This window comes from Thermanaeromonas sp., from assembly GCF_021890735.1.
Lineage (GTDB): Bacteria > Bacillota > DSM-521 > Neomoorellales > Neomoorellaceae > Thermanaeromonas.
On record NZ_JAKKUR010000001.1, the window covers coordinates 90,950 to 105,791 of the forward strand.

16 protein-coding genes are annotated in these 14,842 nt (G+C 51.1%); 2 read left to right on the forward strand and 14 right to left on the reverse strand.

Annotation, left to right across the window (positions count from 1 at the left end; translation table 11 throughout):
- Window positions 1-957, reverse strand: coding sequence for an ROK family protein (locus tag L5656_RS00475; protein ID WP_297197426.1), 957 nt, complete (start codon window positions 955-957; stop codon window positions 1-3).
- 120 nt (window positions 958-1,077) lie between these two features.
- Between L5656_RS00475 and L5656_RS00480 the strand changes: the two genes are divergently transcribed.
- Window positions 1,078-2,406, forward strand: coding sequence for a B12-binding domain-containing radical SAM protein (locus tag L5656_RS00480; RefSeq protein WP_297197429.1), 1,329 nt, complete (start codon window positions 1,078-1,080; stop codon window positions 2,404-2,406).
- 3 nt (window positions 2,407-2,409) lie between these two features.
- On the opposite strand, the gene L5656_RS00485 is transcribed toward L5656_RS00480, so the two are convergent.
- The 13 genes from L5656_RS00485 to L5656_RS00545 form a co-directional block, all read right to left on the reverse strand.
- Window positions 2,410-3,099 (reverse strand): tetratricopeptide repeat protein, encoded by a 690-nt coding sequence (locus L5656_RS00485; protein WP_297197431.1) that lies wholly within the window; start codon window positions 3,097-3,099, stop codon window positions 2,410-2,412.
- Window positions 3,100-3,264: 165 nt separating this feature from the next.
- A complete protein-coding gene (locus tag L5656_RS00490) occupies window positions 3,265-3,462 on the reverse strand; it encodes an FmdB family zinc ribbon protein (protein ID WP_297197434.1) in 198 nt (65 codons plus the stop codon).
- Window positions 3,463-3,946: 484 nt separating this feature from the next.
- On the reverse strand, window positions 3,947-4,627 hold the full coding sequence (locus tag L5656_RS00495; RefSeq protein ID WP_297197436.1) for a Crp/Fnr family transcriptional regulator: 681 nt from the start codon (window positions 4,625-4,627) through the stop codon (window positions 3,947-3,949).
- Window positions 4,624-5,034, reverse strand: coding sequence for a Fur family transcriptional regulator (locus tag L5656_RS00500; RefSeq protein ID WP_297197438.1), 411 nt, complete (start codon window positions 5,032-5,034; stop codon window positions 4,624-4,626). Before L5656_RS00500 ends, L5656_RS00495 begins: the two co-directional genes overlap by 4 nt.
- Before the next feature lie 208 nt (window positions 5,035-5,242).
- On the reverse strand, window positions 5,243-6,247 hold the full coding sequence (locus L5656_RS00505) for a sodium:calcium antiporter (protein WP_297197440.1): 1,005 nt from the start codon (window positions 6,245-6,247) through the stop codon (window positions 5,243-5,245).
- Window positions 6,248-6,573: 326 nt separating this feature from the next.
- The gene (locus L5656_RS00510) at window positions 6,574-7,329 is read right to left on the reverse strand and encodes a histidinol-phosphatase HisJ family protein (RefSeq protein WP_297197443.1); all 756 of its coding nucleotides are present in this window, start codon (window positions 7,327-7,329) and stop codon (window positions 6,574-6,576) included.
- On the reverse strand, window positions 7,319-8,152 hold the full coding sequence (locus tag L5656_RS00515) for an FAD/NAD(P)-binding protein (protein ID WP_297197446.1): 834 nt from the start codon (window positions 8,150-8,152) through the stop codon (window positions 7,319-7,321). Before L5656_RS00515 ends, L5656_RS00510 begins: the two co-directional genes overlap by 11 nt.
- Window positions 8,145-9,149, reverse strand: coding sequence for a 4Fe-4S dicluster domain-containing protein (locus L5656_RS00520; RefSeq protein ID WP_297197449.1), 1,005 nt, complete (start codon window positions 9,147-9,149; stop codon window positions 8,145-8,147). Before L5656_RS00520 ends, L5656_RS00515 begins: the two co-directional genes overlap by 8 nt.
- Before the next feature lie 14 nt (window positions 9,150-9,163).
- On the reverse strand, window positions 9,164-10,069 hold the full coding sequence (locus tag L5656_RS00525) for a 4Fe-4S dicluster domain-containing protein (protein WP_297197452.1): 906 nt from the start codon (window positions 10,067-10,069) through the stop codon (window positions 9,164-9,166).
- Complete coding sequence (locus tag L5656_RS00530; RefSeq protein WP_297197455.1) at window positions 10,066-10,503, reverse strand: hydrogenase iron-sulfur subunit; 438 nt, start codon at window positions 10,501-10,503, stop codon at window positions 10,066-10,068. The genes L5656_RS00525 and L5656_RS00530 overlap by 4 nt, the downstream gene beginning before the upstream one ends.
- Complete coding sequence (locus L5656_RS00535) at window positions 10,494-12,476, reverse strand: CoB--CoM heterodisulfide reductase iron-sulfur subunit A family protein (protein ID WP_297197458.1); 1,983 nt, start codon at window positions 12,474-12,476, stop codon at window positions 10,494-10,496. Before L5656_RS00535 ends, L5656_RS00530 begins: the two co-directional genes overlap by 10 nt.
- A complete protein-coding gene (locus L5656_RS00540; protein ID WP_297197461.1) occupies window positions 12,473-13,372 on the reverse strand; it encodes a CoB--CoM heterodisulfide reductase iron-sulfur subunit B family protein in 900 nt (299 codons plus the stop codon). The genes L5656_RS00535 and L5656_RS00540 overlap by 4 nt, the downstream gene beginning before the upstream one ends.
- Window positions 13,369-13,941, reverse strand: a complete 573-nt coding sequence (locus L5656_RS00545; RefSeq protein WP_297197463.1) for a 4Fe-4S dicluster domain-containing protein — start codon at window positions 13,939-13,941, stop codon at window positions 13,369-13,371. Before L5656_RS00545 ends, L5656_RS00540 begins: the two co-directional genes overlap by 4 nt.
- Window positions 13,942-14,091: 150 nt before the next feature.
- On the opposite strand from L5656_RS00545, the gene L5656_RS00550 reads away from it, so the two are divergent.
- Window positions 14,092-14,842 (forward strand): Na/Pi cotransporter family protein (locus L5656_RS00550; protein WP_297197465.1); only part of this gene is annotated, 751 nt, incomplete at its 3' end.

The following is a 14,842-nucleotide window of genomic DNA, read 5'->3' on the forward strand; positions in this document are numbered from 1 at the left end:
CTATTCATTACACCCCTTTTCCAAGAGGCTTAAGGCTAAATAGGCCGCTCCTACAAACCCGGCTTTATTGCCCAGACGGGCCGCAAGCAAGGGTAACGGCCTTATCTGCCACGGGCCTAAAGCCTCAACAAACCTCTCCTTAAGAGGCTTTAAAATCACCTCTCCCGCCTGAGCCACCCCCCCTCCTATAATAACCACTTCCGGCCCTAAAAGAAAGACGGCATTGGCCAGGGCTATTCCCAGGTAACTTGCCGCCCTATTTACTACTTCCAGAGCCAGCTCGTCGCCCTCGCGGGCCGCAAGTAAAACATCCTTGGCCTCCAAGCCCGGTTTATGTTGTAATGAAGAAGGCCGCCCTCTTTTCAATTCACGCTCTACCTGGTGGACTATGGCCGTGGCTGAAGCCAGCGTTTCCAGACAACCCCGACCTCCACACTGACATAGGGCGCCCTCGGGATCTACCTTAACATGTCCCAACTCGGCTCCGTAACCCCAAAAACCCCGGCGGACTTCGCCGTCTAATATTACCGCGGAGCCTATACCCGTACCAATGGTAACCATCAAAATATCCTTGTAGTTCCGGCCGGCCCCTTGCCACATTTCCCCTAAAGCAGCGACATGGGCATCATTATCTAGGGACACCGGAATCCCCAGGACCTTTTCCATTTTCTCTTTTAACGGGAAGTTGGACCAGTGAAGGTTGGGGGCTAGCCTTACTAAGCCTTTTTCCACATCTACTGAACCAGGAATACCCACGCCTGCCCCCTGGAGCTCGCTTTCCTTTATACCTGCAGTGACCTTGAGTACTTCGGTCAAGGTTGCCATCTGGGCTAAAACTACTTCCGCTCCATCTTGAGCTTTAGTAGGGACTTGCCCCTGGGCCAAAATGCGCCCTTCCTTATCTACAATTCCCCCCTTTATACTGGTACCACCCAGGTCGATGCCTAAAAAATACACCCCTGTTCCCCTTTCTTTAGCAGGAATTTTCTGCACACTAACGAATTTTTATCATAACATCCAACACATGTAAAGTTCGCCTGGCGGGGAAAACTAACTTACCGAGGGGGAATCTAGAATATGAAGATAGCCTTAATTGCTCCAGCCTGGGAAGATCCCTTGTGGAAAAGCGAAAAGGAAAAATCTATTTTTCCACCTTTAAACCTGATCACACTAGCTGCTTTGACCCCGCCAGAACATGAGGTCATAGTAATAGATGAAAGCGTCACGGATATCGATTGGGAAGAAAAATACGACTTAGTAGGCATATCGGCCATGACCGCCCTGGCCCCGAGAGCATACACCATCGCCGATGCTTTCCGGAGCCGTGGGATACCGGTAGTCCTCGGGGGCATGCACCCCTCCACCCTCCCCGACGAAGCCAAGATGCACGCCGATGCAGTAGTCATCGGTGAAGCTGAAATTACTTGGCCCCTCCTGCTGGAAGATTTATCTCGCGGTGAGTTAAAGCCCTTCTACCGCCAGGAAAAAATAACCCCGCTAAGAAATATGGCGGTTGCCCGCCGGGACCTTTTGGATCGGGGCCGCTACCTTGTCCCCGACACTCTTCAGACTACACGGGGATGCCCCCATTCCTGCTCCTTCTGTACCGTAAGCCAGTTTTTCGGTCGCCGCTTCCGCTTCCGGCCGGTGGAAGAAGTGGTAAATGAAGTAAAAACTCTGGAAGGCGAAGTTATTGCCTTTGTAGACGACAATCTCATAGGAAATCCTTCTTACGCTAAACGCTTGTTTAAGGCCCTCGCTCCCCTTAAGATTAAGTGGTTTAGCCAGGGGTCTCTTAATATAGCAAGGGATGAAGATCTCCTGCGCCTGGCTGCGGAGAGCGGCTGTATCGGGTTGTTTATTGGCTTTGAATCCCTTTCCCCCGATAACCTTGCCGCAGTCGGGAAATCCTTTAATAAGGTTGAGGAATACAGTGCAGCCATAAAAAGGATCCACGACCACGGTATCGCCATTGAAGGAGCTTTCATTTTCGGCTTTGACGAAGACGATGAAAGTATCTTCGAGCGTACGGTAAAATTCGCCCAGGAAAACAGGTTAGAAGCAGCTCAGTTCGGTATCCTAACCCCCTTTCCCGGTACCCCTCTCCGTCAAAAACTGGAAAAAGAACACCGGATATTGAGTAATGATTGGAGCGAGTATACCATAAACAAAGTAGTCTTTGAGCCCAAACGTATGAGCCCCAAAACCCTTCAAGAAGGTTTCAACTGGGCCTGGCAGGAATTCTATTCTTTAAGCTCCATCTCGCGCCGCCTCGGACTGGTTAAAAAGCATGCCGCCATACTGTGGGCCTTGAACTTAAATATACGCAAACGTTTCCAGCACTTCCTGGACCGCTTAAGCAACTTAACCCTTCCTTCTCCTTCGCTGGCTAAACAAAGCAGCTAAACTTTACTCGTTCCCTTGTCCGGAGCTTTTCTGGGCCATTTCCTGGGCTTGTTTTATCATCTCCCGGACGTGTTCGGCAGTTTCTTCGTCCGGATTGTTATTCAATATCTCTTGCCATTGATTTATAGCTCCTTGGTAGTCGGACTTCACCCAGGCCAAAAACATGGCGTAGGACATCCTGGCACTATTGTCCTTGGGATCTGCAGCGACGGCCTGGCGGTAGTTAGCTTCCGCCAGGTTATTATCTCCCAAAAAAACCGCTGTTTTGGCCAGCCTTAGGTAAACCCCTTTTTCCTGGGGATTAAGTTCTTGTACCTTTTGGTAACTTGCCAAGGCTCCCTTAAAAGCAGTTTCTGCCTTAGCCGTGTCATTACCGGTAAGAAGATATAGAGACCCCAGCGTATAATGTCCATCGCCCAACTTTAGCCACAAACCGGCATCCTCCGGCTTCTCCTGAACCTGCTTTTCCAGTTCCTTAACTTCTTCCTCTGTCTGTTTTATCTGTTGCTGGGCTGCCTTCTGCCAAGCCTCAACCTGGCTTTCCAGTTCACTAGTCGCCTGGCCTGTATTTGCGGAGTTACTGGAGGGAAGGGCCCAAAACACATAGCTGGCAATGAGTCCTAAACTAATGATTACTGTTAATGCTATGCCAAGTACAGGTCGCTTCCTGCTCAAGTTCCTCAAATTGCTCATGAAACCCACCAGTATACAACCCCTTCCTCAAAGGCTTACCACCAAGGATTTTACAACGTACTTACCTAAGTGGCAAGAAGAACGCCTTGCTCAAAAAAATAAAACGCCCCTTGATTCCAAGGGGCTCACTTATCTCACAGGGCCCACGGCCCTGTAAAACTACGCTCAGCTAAAGGGACTACCCGCGGGAGTGCTGCAGCCGCCAACCTTAGAGCTGCCACCCAGTATGGTTATACCGCTAAAGAGCTGCTTTAAGTTCCGGCCTTTACAGGAAGGGCAAGTCGCTTTATCCTTTTCTTGCCAGGAAACCCGAACCGAAAACTTTTCCCCGCAATCCTTGCACTGAAACTCATAAAGTGGCATCCCTCTCACCCCCTAGGTCCTGTGACTGTTTCTATTGTACTGTGTGTAATTTACGCTGTCAATAGAGAGCATTTATCCTTGGCCCGCCTAACTTTCCCTTTTTATCCGCTAACTGCGGACGAAGGTTTTTGCTCCGAATGGCCGCACGTCTTAAATGCCTAAGACCAGGAATCTCACTAACACCAAAATAAAAACCCCGTTAACAACGGGGCCCTACGCTGGATGTCTGTTTTAATTCTTATCTTCTGCTACCTTCTCTACATTGATACCCAACCATTTCAGGCGCTCAAGCCAGTTTTCCGGGTTAAGCTCTGGATATACGCTGAGTTCGCTTTCGTGGTTCATAATCGCCGCCTCCTAGGTGCAAAACTTAATCTTTGTTCTTTATTCTATAATACCTTTAGGTATTTTCGCAAGTACTATGGGTTAAAAAGTAACTTTCTGGGTCTAGAGTGCAAAAATATTATTCCCAACGGGTGAATCTTTAAACCCAATCTTTAAGAAGTTCCGGCCGTAGGACGGTTATCCGCTGCCTCTCTACTTTAATAGCTCCTAGGCGCTTAAATTCTCCTAAAATCCTGGCGACGGTCTCTCTGGAGGCGCCTATTAGATTTGCTATTTCTTGCTGGCTTAAGGACAAGACAATGGTCACTCCATCGTCTTCCTTCTCCCCGTATTCCTCGGCAAGATTAAGCAACATACTAGCCAGCCGGCCGTAAGCTCCCTTGAGGGCTAAATCCCGGATATGGAGCTGAGCTTGTCTTAACCTCCGGCTCATCACTTTAATAATCTTTACTGCTATCTCACCATGCCGGCGCAACAGTTCTTCCATATCTTCGTTCCGGATATAACCTACTTCAGTATCCTCCAAAGCCTGGGCAGTAGCAGGATAAGGACCCCCGTCGAAAAGGACAACTTCGGCAAAAATCTCCCCTTCCCGAACAAAATGGAGAATTTTTTCCCGTCCGTCCTCTAATACCTGGAAAAGTTTAATGGCTCCTGATTTAACAAAGTAAAACGCCTTCCCCGGCTCTCCTTCGAAGAAAATATAGGCATTCTTAGGGTACCGCCTGGTCAGAGCTAGGCCAGCGATCTTCTTAAGGTCTTCCTCCTCCAGATCGGCAAAAACAGGTATCTGCTTCAGATACTTCCAGGCTTCCTTCACCTACTATCCTCCCCCGCTCCTCCGGGCTTATCTGTCCTGCTACTCCGGCAATGCGCGCACAAGCCATAAAATTCTAATCTGTGGTAATAAACATCGCCTACCCCGGTTTTCTCTACCTCCCTTTCCAGCTCACCGCGCACTGGTATATCCACATCCTCCACCCGGCCGCATTTCAAGCACACGAAATGATAGTGGTTTTCAGGGTTACCGTCATACCGGCTGTAAGTGCTACCGTAACTTAACTCCATGATCTGCCCATCTTCCTTAAGAATGGCCAGATTCCTGTAAACTGTACCCAGGCTTATGCTCGGGAGCACCTTGCGGGCTTGGTCGTAAATCCAGTCGGCTGTGGGGTGGGACTTTGTACTGCGCAGAATCTCCAATATCAGCCTCTTTTGTTTGGTCATACGCCTGATTACCCGCTTCATATAATCACCCGCACAGGCTTAAAATCAATAATAGTTATCAATCTAGTCGATTCCATTCTAACTTTCGTTATCCGTGCTGTCAACTCGGCTTTCCCCATTACAGGCCATAAAGAAAAAGCCCGGTCATCCCGGGCTGTACTATGCGCAAATATATAATTAAGGGAGAGCCGCCTCTGATTTCCGCTACTTATCTTATAACTCCGGCAAAAACCAAGACTACAAATATCAGGTAAAATGCCCCACCGCCCATAAGGGTATACGGCGTTAAATGTTTCTTCCAGCGGATCTGCAGGTATACAGCCCCTGCTGAAAGAATGGCTAGAACCGCACTGATCATCGCACCAACAGTAAGGTCCCAACTGGTCATGGTTATTCCCAGTGCAGGCAGGAGGGAACTTTGGAAAACCATGGCCCCCGTAATGTTACCCAAAGCTAAGGTATCCTTCCCCCTACCTATCCAGATGATACTATTAAACTTCTCGGGAAGCTCTGTAGCTATCGGTGCTATGATGAGGGATAATACAAAGGCCGGTACACCTAACAGGTTAGATAAATGCTCCACGCCTCTGACAAAAATGCGCGCCCCTCCTATAATCAATCCCAGGGCTACTAAAACCTGAAATACGACCAACCCTAAGGCAGGGTCTTCGCTACGCCGCGCAAAATAAAGCGGGTGTAACTCCTCTTCTTCGTTATTGCCGCTTTCCCGGGTTACGGTAAGATAGGCGTAAACAAAGTAGGCTATGGCGAGGAAAATGGCTATTATCTGCTTCCATAGATGTGTTTTTAATAGGGCAGCCAGGATAGCTACAGCATAAACAAGCAAAAAGAAGGCCAGGTCCCGCCCCATGATCACTGTATTAATGCGCATGCGGGGAAAATCATGGCGCCTGCCCCGGTAGGCAATTACGGCGAGACCTACAATGAAAAAGGCTAAAGTACTAAGCATAAAAGGTGCTCCTAAAATAGCCCCGATACCTACCTCTTCTCCTACGTGACCGCCTCCAAACAGGATGGCTACCACCGGGATCATGCTCTCGGGGAGGGCAGTCCCCACGGCTGCAAGTATGCTGCCCACAGCTCCTTCACCGAGGTTGAGTTTTTTGCCCAACCATTCCACACCATTAGTGAACACTTCTGCTCCGAGTAAGATGATTCCGAGGCTGATAACGAGCAAGACTATATCTGCCATACACCTTCACCCCCGATTAATCATAAGCTTCACAGGAACTTCTTAAAAATCTCAAATCTTACCTGAAAAAATTAAGAGACCTCCCCCCCCTAACTTGGGCGGTAAGGTCTCGCCCTTATGTAAACCGGATCCGGGCCATATACGCCGTGCTGACGGATCCTGGTACCGGGTCGTTCTGTATGAGTCCCGGCGGCTACTCCCCTTAGAGCCCACACCATGTATGTTACTTGTTTTCAGCTCCTCTATGGAAGCTGTAGAGTATCCTCTGCCACCCTTACCGTGTGTGTTAGATGTCCCTTAGAGCACAATCTCCCAACCTATTTGTGCTACTCTAATGCTATAACTTCCCTTCTTCTCTCCCTAAAGGTCACAAGTTTGGTATAACCTATTCTTTTGAGTAGGCGAATGGCTTTCTCCCGGCTTCTACCCACCTCCTCCGGACTATGAGCATCCGAAGACACGGTTACCGGAATGTTAAGCTCAAAGCAGCGCTCCAACAGCTCCACCGAAGGGTATATTTCTCCCACCAGCTTGTACAATCCTGCAGTATTTACCTCCACTGCCACACCGGCCCGGGCGACAACCCTAAGGGCAGGCTCAGCCAGCTCCACCACAGGCCTTCGCGGCCTATGTCCGTATAACTTTATCAGATCTAAGTGCCCAATTATCTGGAAAAAACCGCTGGAAGCAGCCCGGGCAACCAGTTCAAAATAAACACTGTAAAGCTCGTCCATATCCCAATCAGCATAAAAGGCCTCTCCGCCCGGGCTGTCAAACCCCCAAGCCCCAATATCGTGAACAGAAGCGATAAGGTAATCCCAGGGGCGGGAGGCAACAGTCTCTAAATCACACCTGTCAGGCCGGAAGCTAACCTCCAGCCCCCTCTTTATTTCTATAGGAGATAACCGGCGTAACTCTTCAAAAACCTTAAAATCCAGGCCGTAGAGGTATTCATCGTGCTCGGCAAAACCGAGTTCTCTCAAGCCCTGCTTTTGAGCCGCTTCAACATAAGGCCACAGCCGTTCTATCGTATGAGGCGGACCGATATGTCCCAAGCCATGGACATGCAGATCAGTACTCATTGGGCAACTCCTTAAGCTGCGCCAAAGTGAACACCGGGCCGTCCAGACATACGTATTTGCTTCCCAAGTTGCACCGCCCGCATTTTCCGATACCGCACTTCATGCGCATCTCCAGGGTGGTAACAATCTGGTCGTCTTTGAAGCCCAACTTCTCCAGTACCTGCAGGACAAACTTAATCATTATGGGCGGCCCGCAAGTTACCGCTACCCTGCCTTGAGGCGTAGGCTTAAGCTCCTCCACAAAGGCGGGAACAAAACCTTCGTGCCCGGTCCAGGTGTCGTCTCCTTTGTCTACTGTGACGTCTACACGGCAATTCTCCACTTTAGGCCAGTTTTCAAAAAGATCCTTCTTAAAGCACAGGTCAGCCGGTGAGCGGGCCCCGTAGATGATCCACAAATGCCCAAATTTATCACGGTGTTCAATACAGTAATTGATCAGGGAGCGTACCGGGGCCAGCCCTATACCGCCGCCGATGAAGAGAACGTCTTTACCGTAAAACATTTCCAGGGGGAACCCGTTGCCATACGGACCCCGTATGCCAACGGTCTGGCCTACCTCAGCTTCATGAAAGGCCTCCGTCAGGGTGCCCACTTTTTTAATAGAAATCTCCAGGTGTTCAGGCCCCTGCGAAGTAATAGAAAACATGGCTTCTCCCACGTTTAATAATGATAACATAGCTAGCTGGCCAGGTAAAGGAGTAAATGGTTTACCTTGGTCGGTAGTTATATAAAAAGTCTTTATATCCGGCGTCTCCTCAACGATGTTTATGATCCGGCCGAGCTGCGGTACCAAAGGATTCCCGTTTCTAAAACTTTCAGCCATCCAAGGCCACCTCCTTTATGGCCTGGATTATTTTGGTGATATCCATATGCACCGGACAGCGTTCCAAGCAACGGCCACATCCCACGCAACCCAGCTTACCATAGCGCTCGGGGAAGTACCGGAGCTTGTGTAAAATGCGGTTGCGTACCCGTTCTTTCCTTGTCGGTCGGGGATTATGGCCGCCGGCCATGCGGGTGTACTCTGCAAACATACATGAATCCCAGCACCTAAATTTAAAACCCTCATTGCCCCGGTTTTCGCTCTGAATGTCGAAACAGTGACAGGTGGGGCAGAGAAAGGTACAGGCCGCACAACCTACACATTTGTGCCACAGGTCATCCCAGAAGGGATGCTCAAACATCCTTTGGAGCTTTTCCGTAACCCCTTCCGGGTCTACCTCCAACGAAGGACGAGCCCCAGCAGGAGGTTCCTCAGATACCTCGGTCAATAGAGTTCCTACCTTATCCAGAAGAGCCTTGCCCCTTTCACTGGTGGCTTGCAAGAGGTACCCGTCGTCTTTCTCCCAGGCCTGGATATCCACTCCCTCGGCCCGGGCCGGGTCGACGCCTAAGGAGGTGCAAAAGCAAGTATCTAGTGCTTCCCGGCAGGCCAGGGCTACTACCAAGGTATTCTCCCGCCTCCGGCGGTAGAATTCATCCACATACCCTTTGGTAAGGAAAACGTCGTCTAAAAGCAAAAGACTCCGTGCGTCGCAAGAGCGCACCCCGACCAGCACGCACTTTTGTTGGGGAAGAGAAAGCTCCTCTAAAAAAGCCGCCTGGCCTTCTACACGGTATCGGTACATTTCTTCCGTACGCGGGAAAAATAACTCCTTGGGCGGCAAAACTGTGCTTCCGGGTTTAAAAGTTACTTCTGCCTGCCCGGTCCAGGGGCGGAAGGTGCTGACACCGTCCTCTTCCTGGGGAGTATATACCACAGCCTCCTCCGACCATACAGATAAAACTTGGGGTAATTTATCTCTTTTAACCTTTAACATTTCAGCACCTCCCTCTAGACAAAGTAATCAGGATCCTCTGTCCGGTAGGTACCCAAAGGTGGCGGGGTTTCCGTATCCAGGCCGGCTTCATACGGTCCGAAGAGTTCGTTAAGATCTTTGATTATCTTCCTGTGCAGGCTCATGATGGGAATCCCCACCGGGCATACCCGCTCGCACTCCCCGCACTCAATACAGCGTCCCGCCACATGCAATGCCCGGGTTAAACCGTAAAATTCATTTTCAGTTTTAACTATGCGCTTGCTGCACCAACCGGATTGGGAACGATCGAAGATGCACTCCCGGCAGTTGCACGCCGGGCACACGTTGCGGCAAGCGTAACAGCGCAAGCACCGTTCATACTGCTTTGCCCAAAACTCATAACGTTCATCAGGACTTAAAGCCAGTAAGCGTTCTACTTCCGTAAAGCGGTCCCGGGGCTCCTTTTCCCCTCTACCGGGTAACTTCTCGCCTGTATTGATGATCTCGTCAAAAATCACAGGTTCCGGACGGGTACAAAAAGTACATCTTTCTTCTAAGTCAATCGTTTCCAAGGCCTCCGGGCCTTTCCCCCGGGCCTTACGAGCATCCCGCACCCCGGGACATGTGATACCGATGATATATACTTTCTCCCTCTCTATCTGCTGGTCCTGCAGGAGCCTGTTTATACCCTTCGAATCGCATCCTTTTACGAACAGCGCTACTTTCCCCTCCAGCTGGGTAAAATCCAGGAGATACTTGGCCAAATTGTTGGCGCAAAAATCATCCCAAATTAAGCGCTCCACTTCCTCCGGACGGCGTACGAAAGCCGGCGAAGAATGATACCATAAAGAACCCTTCTCCCAACCGATAACCCATTCAACCTCACCTTTGGCAAGGAGCTCCTGGGCGCGTTCCCGCATCCTTTCGGTGATCTTGTTCATACCACATCCCTCAGCTTCCTATTGGGGCCTAATGCCCTGATCTCTTCGGTCATTTGGGTAATTATTTCTGCAAAACGAGGGCCTTCCGAGCCCGAAACCCAGCGCACCCTAAACCGAGCGGGCTCAATGCCTATAAATTCTAGAACACGCTCTAACACCAGCAACCGCCGGCGGGCGTGATAATTGCCACTAACATAGTGGCAGTCGCCCGGGTGTCAACCGGCCACCAGCACACCATCCGCTCCGCGTTGGAAGGCACGGAGAACAAATTGCGGATTTACCCTCCCAGAACAAGGTACCCGTATAATGCGGACATTGGCCGGATAACTAAGACGGTTTAGCCCTGCCAGGTCCGCGCCAGCATATGCGCACCAGTGGCAACAGAAAGCAATTATCTTAGGCTCCCAACGACTGGCCTCTTGATTTACAGACATGCTGCATCCACCTCCGCTAGTATCTGCTCGTTGGTAAACCCGCGCAGGTTCAGGGCACCAGACCTGCATACAACGGTGCAGGAGCCGCAACCTTGGCATAATCCCATATTGACACTGGCTACCCGGCGGGCTACGGTCTTACCTGCCACCCTTTCGGTAATGGTCTTCATATCGATGGCCTTATATGGGCAGACAGGCTGGCAAAGGCCGCAACCCGAACATAAATTTTCGTCCACCGTAGAGATCATGGGATCGGTAGCCATCTCATCTTTGCTTAAAAGCTGGCACACCTTCACTGCCGCGCCACTAGCCTGGGCCACTGTATCCGGTATATCCTTGGGCCCCTGACAAGCCCCCGCTATGAACACTCCTGCCGTATAGGTTTCCACCGGACGCAGTTTAGGATGGGCTTCCTGGAAAAAGCCGTCCTTATCCGTGGCCAACCCCAACATCTTGGCCAATTCTTCCCATCCGCGACTGGGCACCATAGCTGTGGCCAGAACCACCAGGTCCGCAGCCACCGTGACCTGCCTACCTAACAGGGTATCCTCGCCGCAGACGATAAGTTTGTCTCCTTCCTGATAGATACGGCTTACCCGACCTCGAACGTATACTGCTCCTTCGTGGACGGTCCGCGAATAGAATTCTTCATAAGCCTTGCCCGGTGTACGGACGTCCATGTAGAATACAATAGCCTGGGCGCCCGGTATCTTCTCTAGCACCTGGTGGGCATGTTTGGCCGTATACATACAGCACGCCCGGGAACAGTAACTTTTACCCTTAGCCTCATCACGCGAACCTACGCATTTGATAAATACTACAGTCTTAGGCTCCTTACCGTCTGAGGGCCGTACGATCTTACCGCCTGTGGGGCCAGAGGCGCTGTTCATACGTTCAAAATGCATACCGGTGATGACGTCTGGGTAGCGGCCATAACCGTACTCTCCGTATACTTGCTCCCAAGGGAAAAGTTCATAGCCCGTAGCTACAACGATGGCCCCGAAGCTTTCCGTGACTACCTCATCCTGCTGCTCGTAGTCTATCGCCTTTGTAGGACAAACCTTCTGGCATACCCCGCACTTCCCCTTGGTGAACTGGCGGCAGTGCTCCTTGTCGATAACCGGCACGGCGGGAACGGCCTGCGGAAAAGGTATATATATGGCCTTACGCTTGCCCAAGCCTAAATCAAACTCACTGTCCACCTTAGTCGGACACTTCTCCCAGCACGTACCACAACCCGTACACTTGGTAGCGTCCACCATACGGGCTTTCTTGCGGATCGTTACCTGGAAATTACCTACGTACCCCGCTACCTGTTCCACCTCAGCATAGGTTATAACCTGAATTTGAGGGTGCTGCGCCGCAGCAACCATCTTAGGCGTGCTTATTCAGGCAGAACAATCAAGGGTAGGGAACGTCTTATCCAGCTTGACCATGTTCCCCCCTATGGTAGGCTCACGGTCCAGGAGGACCACCTCATATCCTGCATCGGCAATATCTAAAGCCGCCTGCATACCCGCTATGCCAGCCCCTATTACTAAGGCCCGCTTGGTAATGGGGATGGTACTGGGTTTAAGGGGCGCATTGAGGCAAGCCTTGGCCACAGCTACGCGTACCAATTCTATAGCCTTTATTGTAGCTCCTTCTTTGTCCTTGGCATGAACCCACGCACACTGTTCACGGATATTGGCCATCTCTAAGAGGTAGGGATTTAGCCCCGCACTTTCCAGGGTTTTACGAAAGGTGGGTTCGTGCAGCCTGGGGGTGCAAGAGGCTACCACTACGCGGTTCAAGCGCTGTTCCTTAATGGTCTTACGAATAAGCTCCTGACCGGGGTCCGAACACATATACTGGTAATCAGTAGCAAAAACTACACCGGGAAAGCTCCGGGCCGCCTCTGCTACCCGCTTAACATCCACCACCGAAGCAATATTTGTCCCGCAGTGGCAAACGAATACCCCTACCCGCTTCAAGCCGTCTCCCTCCTCGTTGCAGGATGTCGTAAAATCTCCTTGCTCTCTAATAAGGGTAACGGGTTAACAAAATGCTTGGACAAGCCTAACTCCTTGGGCGGGTAACCCAGTGCTATCCCTATAAGTTCGGTAAAGTAGAATATAGGAATATCAAGGCTCTCCTGGAATCGGCGCTTGGCCTCCCCTTGACGCATGTCGAGATTAAGAAAACATAGCGGACAGGCCACGGCTATACAATCTGCGCCACTGGCCTTGGCATGTTTTAAAATCCGGAAGATGGGCCACAGCCCTATATCCGTCCGTGATGTAGCAAGGCTAGCGCTGCAGCACTCGGTCTTAAAAGCCCAGGGTACCGGCGTAGCTCCCAAGGCTTCCACCAGCCGGTCCATAGTCTGCGGATCCTCAGGGTCATCAAATCCCGTAAGCCCCGGTGGCCTCACCAGAAGGCACCCGTAATAGGCTGCTACTTTAAGCCCCGTAAGGGGCCGGGTTACCAAGCCCTGGATTTTTTCCAATCCCACTCCGTTCACCACAACATCCAAAAAAGCCCGCACTTCGACCCGTCCCTGGTAATCCATCCCGATTATTTCTTTGATAGTGTTGCGCATCTCTTCTGACCCGCGTACCGCCACTTGGGAAGCCTTTAGCCGGTTAAAGCAAGCAGCACAAGGAACGGCCACATCCAGGCCCTCCCTTTCGGCAATGGCCAGATTCCTAGCCGGAAGGGCAAGGGCCAGGAGATGATCGGTATTATGAGCTGCCGAGGCTCCACAACAGTTCCATTCCGGGATCTCCCATAGCTCCAAGCCCAGATGCTTGGCCACCAACCTGGCAGAGATATCGTATTCCACTGCTGTGGCGTGAAGGGAACACCCGGGGTAATAGGCGTACTTCAATGCTCAGCACCTCCTCGGGAGCGCACCCTTTGGAAGATGGCTTTAACTGCCGCGCTATCCTTAATCCGGGAAGGGAAAGGGCTTATTTTACCGTTCAAAAATAGGGCGGGAGCCAATCCGGCATCCTTGAAGGGCTGGCCAGACTGGAGGTTAAACTGCACTATAAGCCCCATCTCGTGCACCCTTCCGTAACGTTCCACAGAACCTAAGAAGGCTCGGTCGAAAAGGTGTACCTTCTTATCCGTTACCAGGCCCGCACGGCCAGCCTCCTGGCGCAAAGCTTCCATAAGCCGCGGCAGGTCTACCTCTTTAGGACAACGCGTATAGCACGTCTGGCAATGTGCGCATATCCATATAGTCCGGCTCCTTAAAGCTTCATCAACAAAACCCAGCTGTAGCAAGCGTATTATCTGCCGGGGAACGTAGTCCATAGCGAAGGCCATGGGACAGCCGGCCGAACATTTGCCGCATTGATAGCAATTTTTTACGTCCACACCGCTTCTTCTCTCTACGCGCTTAAGCAAATCCCAATTTTGAGCCATTATGCTGGATAACTCGCGGGGCTCCATACTTTTCACCTCTTTATAAATCCAAACTGTAACTTTTTATTCTCCTTTGAGCCTCAAAATCCTCTTGGTTTCACACAAAGTCCAGGTCTAAAACAAAAAAATCCACCGTAGAGTCTTGTACGGTTGGGGCAATTCAAAGGGGGACGAACCATGGGGAAAATACTTTTCGGGCTTACCGCAGGCATAGGGCTACTTTTATTGGGGGTTAATTTATTACGCTCCGGCCTCGTCTCTTTAAGTCACAGCCGCCTGGAAAGGCTTTTGCAAAGGGCCACCGATAACCCCTGGAAGGGCTTCTTCTGGGGAACCTTAGCTACGGCCCTGGTGCAATCCAGCACGGCCACCACGGTGTTGATCGTAGGTATGGTAGACAGCAAAACAATCTCCTTTTATCAAGGCTTAAGCCTGGTCTTGGGTGCCAATGTAGGAACTTGTTTGACCGTCCATCTCCTGGCCTTTAACCTGCAAACCCTGGCCTGGCCGGCCGTAATCTCGGGTTTCCTTTTTCTCATCCTGCGTTTCTCCCGGCCAGTGGGCTTAAGCCTGCTGGGCTGCGGACTTATATTTTCCTCCCTCTACCTTTTGTGTTGGGCTTCGGCACCCTTAAAGCATAGTACGAGTTTGCCCGGGCTTTTAACCGCCTTGGGCACCTCCCCTTGGCAGGCTTTACTGGCAGGGATGGTCTTTACTGCCTTCCTTCACTCCAGCAGCGCTGTTACAGGAATAACCATGGTACTGACCGCCGAAGGAGTAGTTACCATGCCCGGCGCCTTGAGCATAGTTCTCGGTGCTAATATAGGCACCTGTAGTACGGCTTTGATAGCTGCTTTGTTTTCCTCTCGTGCGGCCCAGCGTACAGCCTTGGCCAACCTCTTAATCAATATCGGAGGTGCTTTGCTAA

Coding starts and splice junctions, on each gene's coding strand:
- L5656_RS00480 (WP_297197429.1), top strand. CDS start 1,078: ATGAAGATAGCCTTAATTGCTCCAGCCTGGGAAGATCCCTTGTGGAAA.
- L5656_RS00485 (WP_297197431.1), bottom strand. CDS start 3,099: ATGAGCAATTTGAGGAACTTGAGCAGGAAGCGACCTGTACTTGGCATA.
- L5656_RS00490 (WP_297197434.1), bottom strand. CDS start 3,462: ATGCCACTTTATGAGTTTCAGTGCAAGGATTGCGGGGAAAAGTTTTCG.
- L5656_RS00500 (WP_297197438.1), bottom strand. CDS start 5,034: ATGACCAAACAAAAGAGGCTGATATTGGAGATTCTGCGCAGTACAAAG.
- L5656_RS00505 (WP_297197440.1), bottom strand. CDS start 6,247: ATGGCAGATATAGTCTTGCTCGTTATCAGCCTCGGAATCATCTTACTC.
- L5656_RS00510 (WP_297197443.1), bottom strand. CDS start 7,329: ATGAGTACTGATCTGCATGTCCATGGCTTGGGACATATCGGTCCGCCT.
- L5656_RS00515 (WP_297197446.1), bottom strand. CDS start 8,152: ATGGCTGAAAGTTTTAGAAACGGGAATCCTTTGGTACCGCAGCTCGGC.
- L5656_RS00520 (WP_297197449.1), bottom strand. CDS start 9,149: ATGTTAAAGGTTAAAAGAGATAAATTACCCCAAGTTTTATCTGTATGG.
- L5656_RS00525 (WP_297197452.1), bottom strand. CDS start 10,069: ATGAACAAGATCACCGAAAGGATGCGGGAACGCGCCCAGGAGCTCCTT.
- L5656_RS00545 (WP_297197463.1), bottom strand. CDS start 13,941: ATGGAGCCCCGCGAGTTATCCAGCATAATGGCTCAAAATTGGGATTTG.